The organism is Brevundimonas sp. 01N35 (genome assembly GCF_056399785.1).
On sequence record NZ_JBFTRZ010000002.1, the window covers coordinates 190,560 to 203,840 of the forward strand.

The window sequence follows — 13,281 nt, forward strand, 5'->3', positions numbered from 1 at the left end:
GCTCGCGGCGAATCGCCCGGGTCGTAGTTCAGGCCGCGAACATCTCCGCGCATTCGGCCCTCCTCATGGCCTGGTCAGCGCCTCCGCCACGGCCTCGCCGATGGCCAGTGAACTGGTCAGGCCCGGGCTCTCGATCCCGAACAGGGCCATCAGGCCGTCGATGCCGTGATGCTCGCGGCCATGAAGCTGGAAGTCCGGCTGCGGTTCGCTCGGCCCGTGCAGCTTGGGCCGGATACCGGCGTAGTCGGGCGTCAGCCGCTCGACCGTCACGCCCGGCCAGAAGCGGCGGATATAGAGCGCGAACTCCTCGGCCTTGGCCGGATTGACCGAATAGTCCTCGACCTCGACATAGGCCAGATCGGGACCGAACACCCCCTGCCCGCCCAGATCCTTGCGGTAGTGGGTGCCGAGCGCGCCCGCGATGGGCGGCGGGTAGATCAGTCGATTGAACGGCGCTGGCCCCTTCAGACGGAAATAGACGCCCTTGCCCAGATGCCGTGTCGGGATGTCGCTGGCGGGATAGGTGTCGATGCGAGCGGCCACAGCCTGGGCCGACAGGCCGGGCGCCGTGACCAGCAGCCGGGTCGTCAGCACCGCCCCGCCCTCTCCACCCGCCGTAATACGGAAGCCGCCGCCCGGCAGGGGCTCGGCGCGCTCGAACGGCGTGGAGACCACGACTGAGCCGCCCGCATCCTCAATCTCGCCTTCCAGGGCCAGCATATAGCCATGACTGTCGAACAGGCCGCTCTCGGGCGACAGGATGGCGGCGTGGGCGTTCAACTGGGGCTCCAGCGCCCGCGCCTGGGCCCCGGTCAGATGCGCCAGCCCCTCGACGCCGTTGGCCGTCGCCTGTTCGAAGATGGCCTCGATGCGTGAGACCTCGGCCTCCTCAGTCGCCACGACCAGCTTGCCGCATTTCCAGTGATCGATCTTGTGGCTGGTCAGGAAGTCATAGAGCGCCCGCCGGCCCTCGACGCAGAACCGGGCCTTCAGCGAGCCGGTCGGGTAATAGAGGCCGCCGTGAATGACCTCGGAGTTGCGCGAGGAGACGCCCTGGCCGATGTAGGCCTCTTTTTCCAGCACCAACACCGACTGGCCGCGCTTCGCCAGCGCCCGCCCGCAGGCCAGCCCCACAGCCCCCGCGCCCACGACCGTCGCATCGAAGTCGAAAGGCGCGCCCATGGGTCCTACCTCTTGCCGTAGAGGGCCTTGGCGCGGTCCTCGAAACACTGGATCAGCTTGTCGACCGCGCGGTCGAAGTTCGCCTGGAGCATCATGTCCAGCATGCGCGACTTGAAGGCGAAGTCGATAAAGAACTCCAGCCGCGTGCCCTCGGGATGGGGATGGAACTCCCAGCGGTTCTTCAGGTGCTTGAACGGACCCCGGATCAGGCCGACCTCGACCTTGGGCGCGTGAATGTCATGTCGCACCCAGGTCGAAAACTTCTCGGACAGGAAGGCGAAGCCCACGCCCGCCTCGGCGTCCAGCAGACGGACGCCCGCCGCCTCATCGCGCTGGTTCCAGACGCGCATCGAGGTGATCCACGGCACGAAGGCCGGATAGGACTCTACGTCCGCGATCAGGCTCGCCAATTGCTCGGGCGCATACGGAAGGATGCGTGTAACGCGATGAACCGCCATTTGGGGCTTAGCGGGCCGAGCGGCCTGCCTGCGCCAGACGCGCGGCCTTCAGACGAGCGAAGTCGTCCCCGGCATGGTGCGACGACCGCGTCAGCGGCGACGACGACACCATCAGGAAGCCCTTGGCGCGAGCGATGGCTTCATAGGCCTTGAACTCTTCCGGGGTCACGAAGCGGTCGATGGCGGCGTGCTTGCGCGTCGGCTGCAGGTACTGGCCGATGGTGATGAAATCCACGCCAGCGGACCGCATGTCGTCCATCACCTGCATGACCTCTTCCTTGGTCTCGCCCAGACCGACCATGATGCCGGACTTGGTGAACTGGTTCGGGTCGCGCTCCTTGACCATCTGCAGCAGGCGCAAGCTGTGGAAGTAGCGGGCGCCGGGGCGGATCTTCAGATAGAGGCGCGGAACGGTCTCGAGGTTGTGATTGAAGACGTCGGGCGTGGCGTCGATCATCACCTCTGCCGCGCCGTCCTTGCGCAGGAAGTCGGGCGTCAGAATCTCGATGGTGGTGTTCGGCGCCTGCAGGCGGATCTGGCGCACCACTTCGGCGAAGTGGGCGGCGCCGCCGTCCGACACGTCATCGCGGTCCACCGAAGTGATGACGACGTGGTTCAGGCCCATCTGTTGGACGGCCATACCGACCTTGGCCGGCTCTTCCGGGTCCAGGGCCTGCGGCAGGCCGGTCTTGACGTTGCAGAAGGCGCAGGCCCGCGTGCAGGTGTCGCCCATGATCATCAGGGTGGCGTGCTTCTGGCTCCAGCACTCGCCGATGTTCGGGCAGGCTGCCTCTTCGCAGACGGTCACCAGACCCTTGGAGCGAACAATCTCCTTGGTCGCATTATACTGGCCCGAGCCGGGCGCCTTGACGCGCAGCCAGTCAGGCTTCTTCAGCACCGCCGATTCCGGGCGGTTCTGTTTTTCCGGGTGACGCAGCTCAGCTGGCTTCTTCGTCAGGGTATCGATCAGCGTGACCATAGCCGGCGGTCTGGCTCCTGTGCAGAAGGGCGGTATGTCGGCTTTCCGACCGGCAATGGCAAGCCACAGTCGGCTTCAGATGCGTCGGTGCGACGCTCACGCCACGTTACGCATCTTTTCAAGCTGACCTTGGGTCACTAGGTTCCGGCCTCTTGTAACCGAGAGGGCCGCGTCAGAGCTCTCCGAAGGAGGACGTGCTTGCGGGCTGCCCTGGACCCTAAGGTCTATGATGAATCCCTGTTCGACGCGCTGATCGATGCGCGCGCCCGCTATGGCGACAAGGAGATCCTGGAAGACCAGGATCGTCATCCCCTGACCTACACCGGCCTGATCCGCGCCGCCTTCGTTCTAGGCCGCAAGATCGCGAAGATGACGAAGCCCGGCGAGCGCGTCGGCGTCCTGCTGCCGTCCAGCGCGGGCGTGGTCGTGACCTTCTTTGGGCTGCACGCCTTCGGTCGCGTGCCGGTCATGCTGAACTTCACCTCGGGCGAGGCCAATCTGAAGGCGGCGCTAAAGACGGCGGGCGTCACCAAGATTCTGTCGGCCAAGCGGTTCGTCACCCAGGCCAAGCTGGACGACCTGATGACCGCTCTCGGCGATGTGGCCGAGATCGTCTGGCTGGACGACGTGCGCAAAACCATCGGCCTGGCCGACAAGCTCTACGGCCTGAGCGCCGGCCTGGCCCCGCGTCGTTTCCGCGTGAAGACCGATCCGGATTCGCCGGGCGTGGTCCTGTTCACCTCGGGCAGTTTCGGCGCGCCCAAGGGCGTGGTCCTGAGCCAGAGAAACCTGGTCGCCAATGCCCGACAGGTCGCGGCCCATATCGACCTGGATCCCGACTGGGTCATGTTCAACCCGCTGCCGACCTTCCATTGCTTCGGCCTGACCGGCGGGGTCATCCTGCCGCTGCTGCAGGGGCTGAAGGCATTTGAGTATCCCTCGCCGCTTCACGCGAAGCAGATCACCGACCTGCTGCCAAAGGTGAAGGCGTCGATCCTGTTCGCCACCGACACCTTCCTGAACCAGTACGCCCGCGTGGCCGCGCCGGGCGACTTCGCCACACTGAAATTCGCGGTGGCCGGGGCAGAAAAGGTGCGCGAGGAAACGCGTGCCGCCTTCGACGCCAAGTTCGGCGGCTTGACCCTGCTGGAAGGCTACGGCGCGACCGAGGCCGCGCCCGTCGTGGCCGTGAACCACCCGGACCGCAACCGCCCAGGAACCGTGGGCCAGATCTTGCCGGGCATGGATTACCGGATCGAGCCGGTCGAGGGCATCGACGTCGGCGGCCGCCTGTTCCTGCGCGGGCCGAACGTCATGGAAGGCTACATCTCGCCGAACGACCCGGCCGGCCTGGAGCCTCTGGACGATGACTGGCTCGACACCGGCGATATCGTCGACATCGACGCCGAGGGCTACATCACCATTCTCGGGCGGGCCAAGCGCTTCGCCAAGATCGGCGGCGAGATGGTCTCCCTTACGGCGGTCGAGGGCATGGCCGGCGCGGTCTGGCCGACCGGCCACCACGCCGTCGTCGCCGTGCCCGACAGCAAGAAGGGCGAGCGCCTGGTGCTGGTCACCGATTACGAGGCCGCCGAAACGGCGCGACTGTCGGAATGGGCGCGCGGCAACGGCGCACCGGAACTGGCTGTCCCGAAAAAGATTTTCAAGATCGCCGCGATCCCGGTTCTCGGCACAGGCAAGACCGACTACGTCGCCATTCAGAATCTGGTCGAGGATCTATTGAGGGCAGCCTAACAGGATGGCTTGCGGCGGCCGCGACTTCGCCTAACCTCCTCTGCTGCGCCTTGCGTCGATCCGGCCCTCCGGACCCGGCGGTCGCGCGTCATCGGGAGGAAAATGAATGGCGAGTTCAACGACTCTTTCGGGCTGGGCCCCGCGCGTCCAAAGCATTCTGAGGATCGTGGCCGGTCTGCTGATCCTGCAGCACGGCTGCCAGAAGATTCTGGGCTTCCCGCCCGGCGGTAACGGCGGCGGCCTCGACCTGACGAGCGCCGCGGGCTGGTCCGGCCCGATCGAACTGGTCGGCGGCGCCTTGATGGTGCTGGGCCTGTTCAGCCGCCCGACCGCGTTCATCCTGTCGGGCTTCACCGCCGTGGCCTACTGGATGGTGCATGCGCCGCAGAGCCCCTATCCGATCAACAACGGCGGCGAGCTCGCGGTGCTCTACTGCTTCGTCTTCCTGTACCTGTTCTTCGCCGGTCCTGGCCCGTGGGCGCTGGACAGCATGATACGCGACGGTCGCCGCCGCTAACCAGCCAGAACAGACCCTAGAGCGGCGCCTGGATCAGCCGATCCGGGCGCCGGTCATCGAGATAGAACCGCCCTCGATGGCGTCAGTGAAGAAGCGCACCGCCTCGCCCGGCGCCTGCTGGGCCGCGACGTAGAGCAGGGGCAGATAGTGCTCGTCGGTCGGCACGCTGAGTTGCGCCTGTTCCGCCAGATGAACCCAGTCGATCAGGGCGTCGTGGTCGCCGGTCGACAGGGCGTGTTTCACCGCCTCGTTGAAATGAATGGCCCAGTCGTAAGGCTCGCCGCCGGCGCGCTTCCACGTCCGCAGATTGTGCACGAAGTCGCCCGAACCGGCGATCAGGACGCCTTCGTCCCGCAGCGGCTGAAGACGCTTGGCCAACTCATAGTGGCCGCGCGCATCAATGGTGCGGTCCAGCGACAGTTGCACGACCGGCACGTCGGCGTCGGGCCAGACGTGGGCCAGCACCGACCATGTACCGTGATCCAGCCCCCATTGCGTCGTCTGATGCGCGCCCGTCAGCTCCGCCACTCGGGTCGCCAGCGAGGGCGAGCCGGGCGCGGGATACTGCATGGCGTGAAGTTCCGGCGGGAAACCTCCGAAATCATGGATGGTTTCCGGCCGTTCCTGCGCCGTTACGCCCAACCCGCGGGTTTCCCAGTGGGCCGAGACCATGACGACGCCCTTGGGCTTGCCGATCTCCTCTCCCAACGCGCGCCAAGCGTCCGCATAGGGACTACCTAGAGCGTTCATCGGAGAACCGTGACCGAAGAAGATGGCGGGCTGTCTCATGGCTTGACCGTTCCTGCGACGCTGACTGCGCCAATGACTGTTACAGATGATCTAGTGCAGTCCGTCGTTCCCGCAAGGGGCTAAATCTCCATACGCCCGTCCAGCGGGCAGACGCGATCATAGAAGGCCTGATCGGCAGGAACCCGCCCGCCGCGCGACAGTACGAAACGATGTTCGACCACCATGGCCTGCTGCTCGATGTTCAGAACGCTCCAGTCGCAACGATCGTCCAGCGGATAGGCATAGGCGGTGGGGCTGTCCCCCGCCCGCAGCTTTTCCGTCAGCAGGTTCACCCCGTTTTGCGCCTGCCAGACGTGGGCCAGTTCGTGAATAAAGACGGCCTGGGTCCGTAGCGGCGCGCGCGACAGATCCAGCTCCAGCGTCTTCTTCGGCCAGACGATCCAGTCCCGTCCGAACCAGCTTCCCGCTACGAAGGCCCGATCGAACGGCCAGGGCGAGGCGAGGAAGCGAACCGCGTCCAGCCTCAGCGCCGCGCCGAACACCTCGCGCGCCAGCGCTGCCTCACCGTCCGCCAGCGGCCGTATCATCGCCTATCCACTCCCAGTGCCAAGGCTCGAAGACATAGGGCGTGAACCCGAAACGGGAAGCATTGGCGACCAGCCAGCGATAAGCCGGCCCCTGCGCCATATGGCGGCGGCTCATCGGATCGGTCGAGTCCACGCCCATCCCGGCGACGTGGCCAACGTGGATGTCGATGGCGGTTCCGGTCCGGTGCGGCGAACAGGCGGCGCGCCGCACACCGTCGCAGTTGCCCAGGGCGGCGCAGCGCGCGGCGTCCGCCTCCGGGTCACGGAAGCCCGAGAAGATCTGCATCAGTTCGGGATCGGCGGCGATGGCCGGGACCTCGGCGCGGGCGGCGGCGGCCATGCGGCGATAGGCGTCCAGCACGTCGCGGCGCAGCAGGCGTGTCATCCGCTCGGCGTGCTCCTCCTGCGGAGACAAATAACCCAGCAGGCTGATCGGCGGCGGCTCGGGACATTCCCCCCTCACCCGCGCCATGACGAAGGGGCGCCGCTCCTGCCACAGGCCGCGAAACACCTGAAACGTCGCCTGATCGAACTGGCCCGTTCCGACCAGTCCATAGCGCGCCTGAAACCCGGCCAAGGCCTCGGCGAAGGCGGGTGACGCCGGATCGCAGGGCGAACCGATCTCGCGCTGGATCAGCGGGGTATAGGTCTCCCATCCCCATTCCGCCGATCCGAACGGCGACCATTCCAGAGTGTAGAGCGAAATCCCGTTGGCCTGAGCCGCGTTGTCCCAGGCGTTGGTCGGCCGGTCGCAGATCTGGGCGTCCTGGGCCTGGACCGCTCCGGCGGCGCCGAGAACTGCGGCAAAGGCTGTGGCGAGGATCGCAAATCGCACTGACATGGGATCAGCAGGCCCCAGCTTGCCCGGAACCGCAAGGCCGTCTTCGCCTGTTCGTAGAAAACCGGCATGGTGAAGCTGCGGCCGACTCAGGCCGACCATGTTCGGACGCCTGATGTCATCGACTGTCGCCGCAGACGCTCCCCGCCGCTCCAACGCCGTTCTGGCCGCCTTTTCCGGCCCCTGCCTGCCGCTGGCGGCCTTCGGCGTCGCCCTGCCCGTCACCCTGCCCGAGTTCTACGCCACCCATGTCGGGATGGAGTTGGGCGTCGTGGCCGGGGTCTTCATGGCCGTGCGGCTGATCGATATCCTGTTCGACCCCTTCATCGGCTGGGGCATGGACAAGACCAAGACCAAGTTCGGCCGCTATCGCCCATGGATGGTGCTGTCGACGCCCATCCTGATGCTGTCGGCGCTGATGATGTTCGTGGTGGTCCAGCCCGGCGCCGGTCCCGCCTATCTGTTCGCCTGGCTGCTGGTCCTCTACCTCGGCTTCTCGATCGGCACCCTGAGCCAACTGGGCTGGGCGGCGGTTCTGGCGCCTCAGTACGACCAGCGCAGCCGGGTCTATGGCTGGTGGCAGGTGTTCAACATCATCGGCGTCATCCTGATCCTGATCCTGCCGACCGTGGTAGTGAAGACGGGCATCGGGACCTATGCCGACGGCGTGCGGATCATGGGCTGGGCCATCCTGATCGCCCTGCCCCTCACCATCGGCCTGGCCATGGTCGCCGTGCCGGAACCGATGACCGTCGGCGCCCCGCCCCACGGCGGACCTAAGGCCTATCTAGCCCTGTTCGGCATGAAGACGGTGCGCAAGCTGCTGATCGCCGACCTGCTGCTGGGCGTGGCGCCCGGCATCACCGGCGCGCTGCTGTTCTTCTTCTTCGGCCAGATCAAGGGCTACGACCACACCCAGGCGTCGCTCTTCATGCTGTTCTATTTCGTGGCGGGACTGGTCGGGGCGCCCATCTGGGCCTGGCTGGCCACCAAGATCGGCAAGGACAGGGCCCTGGCGGTCGCCAGCCTGATCTTTGCGGGTCTCTATATCGCCGCGACCCTGGTTCCCGGCGGCAACTTCGCCCTGACCGCCGTGGTCATGTTCATCGCCGGCCTGCCCTATGCGGCGGGTCTGTTCCTGCTGCGGGCCATGATGGCCGACGCAGGCGACGAGGTGCGGCTGGAGACGGGCGTGGACCGCACAGGCCTGATGTTCTCCATCCTGTCGGCCACGACCAAGATCGGTCACGTCGTGGCGCTGATCCCCTACCTCATCCTGCAATGGGTGGGCTTCAAGGCGCTGCCGGGCCCTGAGGGCAACAGCGAGTTTTCGCTGCTGGCGCTGCAAATCCTGTTCATCGCCGTGCCGGGCCTGCTACTGGCGGCGGCCGCCTGGGTGCTGAAGGGCTATCCTCTGACGCCCAAGCGCCATGATGAAATCCGCGAGGCGCTTGCGCTGCGCGACGCCGGGACCGCCTGAATGACCCACTCCGTCGACCGCCTGAAAGAGATCATGGTTCGCCTGCGCGATCCGGACGGCGGCTGCCCCTGGGACGTCGAGCAGACCTTCGCCAGCATCGCTCCCTATACGATCGAGGAGGCCTACGAGGTCGCCGACGCCATCGAGCGCGCCGACATGGAGGAGTTGAAGGTCGAACTGGGCGACCTGCTGTTCCAGGTCGTCTTCCACGCCCGCATGGCCGAGGAGGCCGGGCATTTCGTCTTCGACGACGTGGCCGACGCCATGGCCGACAAGCTGATCCGTCGCCATCCGCACGTCTTCGGCGAGGAAGCCGCCAAGGTCAGCGGCTCGGCCCAGAAGGTGCGCTGGGAGGACATCAAGGCCGCAGAGCGCAAGGCCAAGGCACAGCACGGCGTGCTGGACGACGTGCCGGTCGGCCTGCCCGCCCTGACCCGCGCCGCCAAACTGACCAAGCGCGCCGGCCGCGTCGGCTTCGACTGGCCCTCGACCGACGAGGTCTTCGACAAGCTGGCCGAGGAGGTCGAGGAACTGCGCGTCGAGATCGCCGCCGGCGACAAGGAAAAGGCCCGCGAGGAACTGGGCGACCTGCTGTTCGTCGTCGCCAACCTGGCCCGCAAGCTGGAGGTCGAACCCGAAGACGCCCTGCGCGCCGCCAACGCCAAATTCATCCGCCGCTTCGGCTTCATCGAAGCCGAACTGGCCAAGGACGGCCGCACGCCGGAGCAGTCGAACCTGGCCGAAATGGACGCACTGTGGAACGCGGCCAAGGCGGCAGAACGGACCTGACGTTGGCGGCCTATGACCTGATCATTTTTGATTTTGACGGGGTTGTCGCCGACAGCGAGGTGTTGAACAACGCCATCCTCGCGGACCTTCTGAGCGAAGCCGGGATGCCCACGACGCTGGACGAGGCTCTGGCGGCCTATGTGGGCCGGCGCTGGTTGGATTGCCGCACCCTGATCGAGGCGCGATTCGGGTCCTGCCCCGAAGATCTCCACGACCAATGGACCGGGCGATGTCACGCCCGGGCGCCGACCGAGCTCAAGCCTGTCACGGGCGCGCTCGACTTTATAGCCTCGCGAGGCGAGCGTCGCTGCATCGCCTCGTCCAGCCCGCTGGACTGGATTCACATGGGCCTGAACCGCTTCGGTCTAACCTCGACCTTCGGCGGGCCGATCTTCAGCGCGACCGTTCATGTCACGCGCGGCAAGCCTCACCCCGACTTGTTCCTGCACGCCGCGGCCGAGATGCAGGTCGATCCCGCCAGAACCCTGGTGATCGAGGACAGCACCAGCGGCGTGGCGGCAGGACGCGCCGCTGGGATGACCGTCGTGGGGCTCTGTGCGGGTGGCCACATGCGCGATGGCGACGGTGATCGTCTGCAGGATGCCGGCGCCCATTATGTCGTCGACGACTATGCAGCGATCGGCGCGATACTCACGGTCTAGATGTAGCGGAGTTCCTGCAGGTCGACTTCGCGGATCAGGCGGCGCGCCGTCTCGTTATCGACCAGGCGCTGCCGACTAAGACGGATCAGTTCCTCGCGTTCCGCTGCCAGACCGGCCAGCCGCAACTGACGCTCGATCTCGTCGCCGCGTCGGGTGCGCGACAGGTCGTCGCCCTCGCCATGGCTGCGGCTTTCGATGCGACGACGATAGACCTCCATCAACCGGGCGGCGGTCTCGGCGTAGAGGTCGGGATCCGCCTTGCCCTCGGCCATGGCGTGCTGGCGATCTTCAATGGCGCGCATGGCCGCCGACGCGGCCGCGACGCGCGAGCGATCCGCATCCTCGAGGTGAGACGGCTCGGGCGGCAGTTCGACGCCCTTCAGCAGGCGCGGCAAGGCGATGGTCGCCAACAACAGCGAAACGATGATCACCCCCGCCGCCAGGAAGATGGCCAGGTTGCGCGCCGGCATGGGCGAACCGTCGCCCAGAACGAACGGCAGGGTCAGGATGCCGGCCAGAGTGATGGCGCCGCGCACGCCCGCCAGGGACATGACGGCCACCAGCCGCAGCCCCACTTTCGGCGGCGCGCGGCGTCCTCGCTTACGGAACAGGGTGAGCTTCAGCGACGTCCACACCCAGACAAAGCGCAGCGTCGCCAACGCCGCTACGATGGCGAGGACATAGACCCCCAGCCACCAGACCTCGCGGTGCTGTGTCGTTTGGATGACCTCGGCCGCGCGCGCCATGATCGACGGCATCTGTTCGCCCAGAATGACGAAGATCAGGCCATTGGCGACGAACTGGACCGTGTCCCAGACGACGGCGCGTCGGATTCGCGTCGCCGCCAGGGCCGAGCCCTGACGCTCGGTGAAGCTCATGGTCACGCCCGCCGCGACGGCGGCCAGAATGCCCGAGCCGTGCACCGCTTCGGCCGCCAGATAGGCGGCGAAGGGGATCAGCAGGCTGATCAGGATCTGCCCGCCCACGTCCTCGCCCCAGCGCCGGCTGATCCAGCCCTTGATCACGCCGATGGCCAGGGTCACGACGATCCCGACCGCGATCCCTGAGACGGCCAGCCAGGCGAAGGTCCCGATCGCGTTCGTCAGCGAGAACACGCCCGTCGTCGCCGCGATCACCGCGATCCGCATGCAGGTCAGGCCGGTCGCATCGTTGAGCAACGACTCGCCTTCCAGGATGTGCATCAGCCGCTTGGGGATCGGCGCGCGAGCAGCCACCGCCGACACCGCGATAGGATCGGTCGGCGACAGGATGGCCGCCAGGGCGAAGGCCACCGCCAGGGGCATGGCCGGGATCATCCAGTGGATCAGGAAGCCCAGCCCCACGACGGTGAAGACTACCAGCCCCAGCGCCAGCTCCAGGATCACCACCCGGTCGCGATAGAGAGCCTCGTTGGGAATGCGCCAGCCGTCCACGAACAGCAGCGGCGGCAGGAACAGTAGGAAAAAGATGTCCGGCTTCAGATCGACCGCTTCGCCTGTGATCAACACCACTGCCGCGCCGAGACCGATCTGCACCAGCGGCAGGGCTATCCGCGTGATCCGCGCCACCCAGCCGGACAGCACCACGGCCAGAAGCAGGAACAGAATGGTCTCGATCAGGTGCATGGGACTAGTCGATGATGTCGGGGTACAGCCGCTCCAGCCGCCCCAGCGCGGAAGGATGCAGCCGCACGACCAGATGGGTCCGGCCATCGGAATCCGTGTCGCGGAAGGTCACCCGTCCGTTCTCATACAGCCAGGCCAGGGCCTCGCCCTGGTGGGCCTGCAGCGTCAGGTGGGTTTCGGGGTCGTCGTCGATCAGGGCGGCGATGGTCTCGCGCAGAGGTTCGATCCCCTCGCCCGTCCAGGCCGACACCGCGACCGCCTTGCCCTCGCGCGCCAGACGTTCGGCCTGACCCAGAACGCCTTCGCGCACGTCGGCGTCCAGCAGGTCGATCTTGTTCCAGACTTCCAGGATGCGGCGCGTCTTGCCTTCCGGTGTCGGGATCTGCTCCAGCACCGCCTCGACGTCCTTGGCCTGGGCGTCGCTGTCTGTGGAGGCGATGTCGCGGACGTGCAGGATCAGGTCGGCCTCGCCCACCTCTTCCAGCGTGGCGCGGAAGCTCTCGACCAGTTCGTGCGGCAGGTCCGAGATGAAGCCCACGGTGTCGGCGATGATGGCCGGACGGCCCTGCGGCAGGCGGATGGTGCGCTGGGTCGTGTCCAGGGTGGCGAACAGCAGGTCCTTGGCGAAGACCTCAGACCCCGTCAGCCGGTTGAACAGCGTCGACTTGCCCGCATTGGTGTAGCCGACCAGGGCCACTGATGGGAAAGGCACCTTCTTGCGGGCCTTACGGTGCAGACCGCGCGTGCGGCGCACCTCTTCCAGTTCCACTTTCAGGCGAACGATCCGGTCGGCGATCAGACGCCGGTCCAGTTCGATCTGGGTTTCGCCCGGACCGCCCGTCGAGCCGGTGCCCCCGCGCTGACGCTCCAGGTGGGTCCAGGTGCGGACCAGACGCGAGCGCTCGTATTCCAGCCGCGCCAGTTCGACCTGCAGTCGGCCTTCCTTGGTACGCGCGCGGCGCCCGAAAATTTCGAGGATCAGGCCGGTGCGGTCGATGACCTTCACCTCCCACGCCTTCTCCAGATTGCGCTGCTGGACCGGAGACAAGTCGTCGTCGATGACCACGGCCTCGGCGTCGGCGGCCCGGATGAGGGCGGCCAATTCCTCGACCTTGCCCGAACCGAACAGGGTGGCGGGCGTGGTTCCGCGCAGGCGCACGATCTCTTCGGCGCGCACGTCGAGGTCCAGCGCACGGGCCAGGCCCGCGGCTTCCTCAAGGCGTTCGGACGCCAGCCGCGGGCTGTCCGAGCGGCGGTCGGGGTGGATGACGACCGCCCGGATCAGCGGGACGGTGTGGTCTATGTGTTTGGAGGTCAATCAGTCTTCTTCGGCATCCGGCTCGTACAGTTGCACGGGCGCGGACGGCATGATGGTCGAGATGGCGTGCTTGTAGACGAGCTGCGACTGGCCATCGCGACGCAGCAGCACACAGAAGTTGTCGAACCAGGTCACGATTCCCTGCAGCTTGACGCCATTTACCAGGAAGATGGTCAGCGGGGTCTTGGTCTTGCGAACGCTGTTGAGGAAGGTGTCTTGAAGGTTTTGTCGTTTGTCTTGCGACATGGCAGGTTGGTCCTGTTCTTGGTTCTTTTTCGCCGGCCGGTTCAGCCAGTGCGGACTCGTCGGTCCGCACCTGACTTTAGACGCGCCTTCGCAGT

General features: G+C 66.5%; 14 protein-coding genes. 5 read left to right on the forward strand and 9 right to left on the reverse strand.

Going from position 1 to position 13,281, the window contains the following annotated elements; all coding sequences use genetic code 11:
• Nucleotides 1–63: 63 nt before the first annotated feature.
• The 3 genes from AC1DJ5_RS02565 to lipA are packed head-to-tail and all read right to left on the reverse strand — an operon-like array spanning nt 64 to nt 2,619.
• Nucleotides 64–1,182, reverse strand: a complete 1,119-nt coding sequence (locus tag AC1DJ5_RS02565) for an NAD(P)/FAD-dependent oxidoreductase (protein ID WP_477019582.1) — start codon at nt 1,180–1,182, stop codon at nt 64–66.
• A gap of 5 nt (nt 1,183–1,187) precedes the next feature.
• Entirely contained in the window at nt 1,188–1,640 is a 453-nt protein-coding gene (locus AC1DJ5_RS02570; protein ID WP_477019583.1) for a type II toxin-antitoxin system RatA family toxin, read from the reverse strand.
• A 7-nt stretch (nt 1,641–1,647) separates the two neighbouring features.
• Nucleotides 1,648–2,619, reverse strand: coding sequence for a lipoyl synthase (gene lipA, locus AC1DJ5_RS02575; protein WP_441453387.1), 972 nt, complete (start codon nt 2,617–2,619; stop codon nt 1,648–1,650).
• A 198-nt stretch (nt 2,620–2,817) separates the two neighbouring features.
• Here lipA and AC1DJ5_RS02580 point away from each other — a divergent pair, with 198 nt between their 5' ends.
• Entirely contained in the window at nt 2,818–4,374 is a 1,557-nt protein-coding gene (locus AC1DJ5_RS02580) for an AMP-binding protein (protein WP_477019584.1), read from the forward strand.
• A gap of 106 nt (nt 4,375–4,480) precedes the next feature.
• Nucleotides 4,481–4,891, forward strand: a complete 411-nt coding sequence (locus AC1DJ5_RS02585; RefSeq protein WP_477019585.1) for a DoxX family protein — start codon at nt 4,481–4,483, stop codon at nt 4,889–4,891.
• Between the two features lie 33 nt (nt 4,892–4,924).
• Here the strand turns inward: AC1DJ5_RS02585 and ygiD are convergent, their stop codons facing one another.
• From ygiD to AC1DJ5_RS02600, 3 genes are all read right to left on the reverse strand, one after another.
• Nucleotides 4,925–5,680, reverse strand: coding sequence for a 4,5-DOPA-extradiol-dioxygenase (gene ygiD / locus AC1DJ5_RS02590; RefSeq protein WP_441453381.1), 756 nt, complete (start codon nt 5,678–5,680; stop codon nt 4,925–4,927).
• Between the two features lie 80 nt (nt 5,681–5,760).
• Entirely contained in the window at nt 5,761–6,228 is a 468-nt protein-coding gene (locus tag AC1DJ5_RS02595) for a hypothetical protein (RefSeq protein ID WP_477019586.1), read from the reverse strand.
• Nucleotides 6,203–7,069 carry a D-alanyl-D-alanine carboxypeptidase family protein gene (locus AC1DJ5_RS02600; RefSeq protein WP_477019587.1) on the reverse strand — a complete coding sequence of 289 codons (867 nt, stop codon included), beginning with the start codon at nt 7,067–7,069 and terminating at the stop codon, nt 6,203–6,205. Before AC1DJ5_RS02600 ends, AC1DJ5_RS02595 begins: the two co-directional genes overlap by 26 nt.
• Nucleotides 7,070–7,181: 112 nt before the next feature.
• Between AC1DJ5_RS02600 and AC1DJ5_RS02605 the strand changes: the two genes are divergently transcribed.
• From AC1DJ5_RS02605 to AC1DJ5_RS02615, 3 genes are read left to right on the forward strand one after another with little or no spacing between them, the layout of a single operon-like run.
• Nucleotides 7,182–8,546, forward strand: coding sequence for an MFS transporter (locus AC1DJ5_RS02605; protein WP_477019588.1), 1,365 nt, complete (start codon nt 7,182–7,184; stop codon nt 8,544–8,546).
• The gene (gene mazG / locus AC1DJ5_RS02610; RefSeq protein ID WP_441453374.1) at nt 8,547–9,335 is read left to right on the forward strand and encodes a nucleoside triphosphate pyrophosphohydrolase; all 789 of its coding nucleotides are present in this window, start codon (nt 8,547–8,549) and stop codon (nt 9,333–9,335) included.
• A gap of 2 nt (nt 9,336–9,337) precedes the next feature.
• Nucleotides 9,338–9,997 carry an HAD family hydrolase gene (locus tag AC1DJ5_RS02615; protein ID WP_441453372.1) on the forward strand — a complete coding sequence of 220 codons (660 nt, stop codon included), beginning with the start codon at nt 9,338–9,340 and terminating at the stop codon, nt 9,995–9,997.
• Here the strand turns inward: AC1DJ5_RS02615 and AC1DJ5_RS02620 are convergent.
• The 3 genes from AC1DJ5_RS02620 to hfq are packed head-to-tail and all read right to left on the reverse strand — an operon-like array spanning nt 9,994 to nt 13,186.
• A complete protein-coding gene (locus AC1DJ5_RS02620; RefSeq protein ID WP_441453370.1) occupies nt 9,994–11,622 on the reverse strand; it encodes a Na+/H+ antiporter in 1,629 nt (542 codons plus the stop codon). The two genes, AC1DJ5_RS02615 and AC1DJ5_RS02620, sit on opposite strands and share 4 nt — an antisense overlap.
• 4 nt (nt 11,623–11,626) lie before the next feature.
• Complete coding sequence (gene hflX, locus AC1DJ5_RS02625) at nt 11,627–12,940, reverse strand: GTPase HflX (protein ID WP_477019589.1); 1,314 nt, start codon at nt 12,938–12,940, stop codon at nt 11,627–11,629.
• Nucleotides 12,941–13,186: an RNA chaperone Hfq gene (gene hfq, locus AC1DJ5_RS02630; protein ID WP_003164861.1), complete on the reverse strand. Its 246-nt coding sequence runs from the start codon at nt 13,184–13,186 to the stop codon at nt 12,941–12,943.
• Between the last annotated feature and the right edge of the window lie 95 nt (nt 13,187–13,281).

Coding starts and splice junctions, on each gene's coding strand:
- AC1DJ5_RS02565 (WP_477019582.1), bottom strand. CDS start 1,182: ATGGGCGCGCCTTTCGACTTCGATGCGACGGTCGTGGGCGCGGGGGCT.
- AC1DJ5_RS02570 (WP_477019583.1), bottom strand. CDS start 1,640: ATGGCGGTTCATCGCGTTACACGCATCCTTCCGTATGCGCCCGAGCAA.
- lipA (WP_441453387.1), bottom strand. CDS start 2,619: ATGGTCACGCTGATCGATACCCTGACGAAGAAGCCAGCTGAGCTGCGT.
- AC1DJ5_RS02585 (WP_477019585.1), top strand. CDS start 4,481: ATGGCGAGTTCAACGACTCTTTCGGGCTGGGCCCCGCGCGTCCAAAGC.
- ygiD (WP_441453381.1), bottom strand. CDS start 5,680: ATGAGACAGCCCGCCATCTTCTTCGGTCACGGTTCTCCGATGAACGCT.
- AC1DJ5_RS02595 (WP_477019586.1), bottom strand. CDS start 6,228: ATGATACGGCCGCTGGCGGACGGTGAGGCAGCGCTGGCGCGCGAGGTG.
- AC1DJ5_RS02600 (WP_477019587.1), bottom strand. CDS start 7,069: ATGTCAGTGCGATTTGCGATCCTCGCCACAGCCTTTGCCGCAGTTCTC.
- AC1DJ5_RS02605 (WP_477019588.1), top strand. CDS start 7,182: ATGTCATCGACTGTCGCCGCAGACGCTCCCCGCCGCTCCAACGCCGTT.
- mazG (WP_441453374.1), top strand. CDS start 8,547: ATGACCCACTCCGTCGACCGCCTGAAAGAGATCATGGTTCGCCTGCGC.
- AC1DJ5_RS02620 (WP_441453370.1), bottom strand. CDS start 11,622: ATGCACCTGATCGAGACCATTCTGTTCCTGCTTCTGGCCGTGGTGCTG.
- hfq (WP_003164861.1), bottom strand. CDS start 13,186: ATGTCGCAAGACAAACGACAAAACCTTCAAGACACCTTCCTCAACAGC.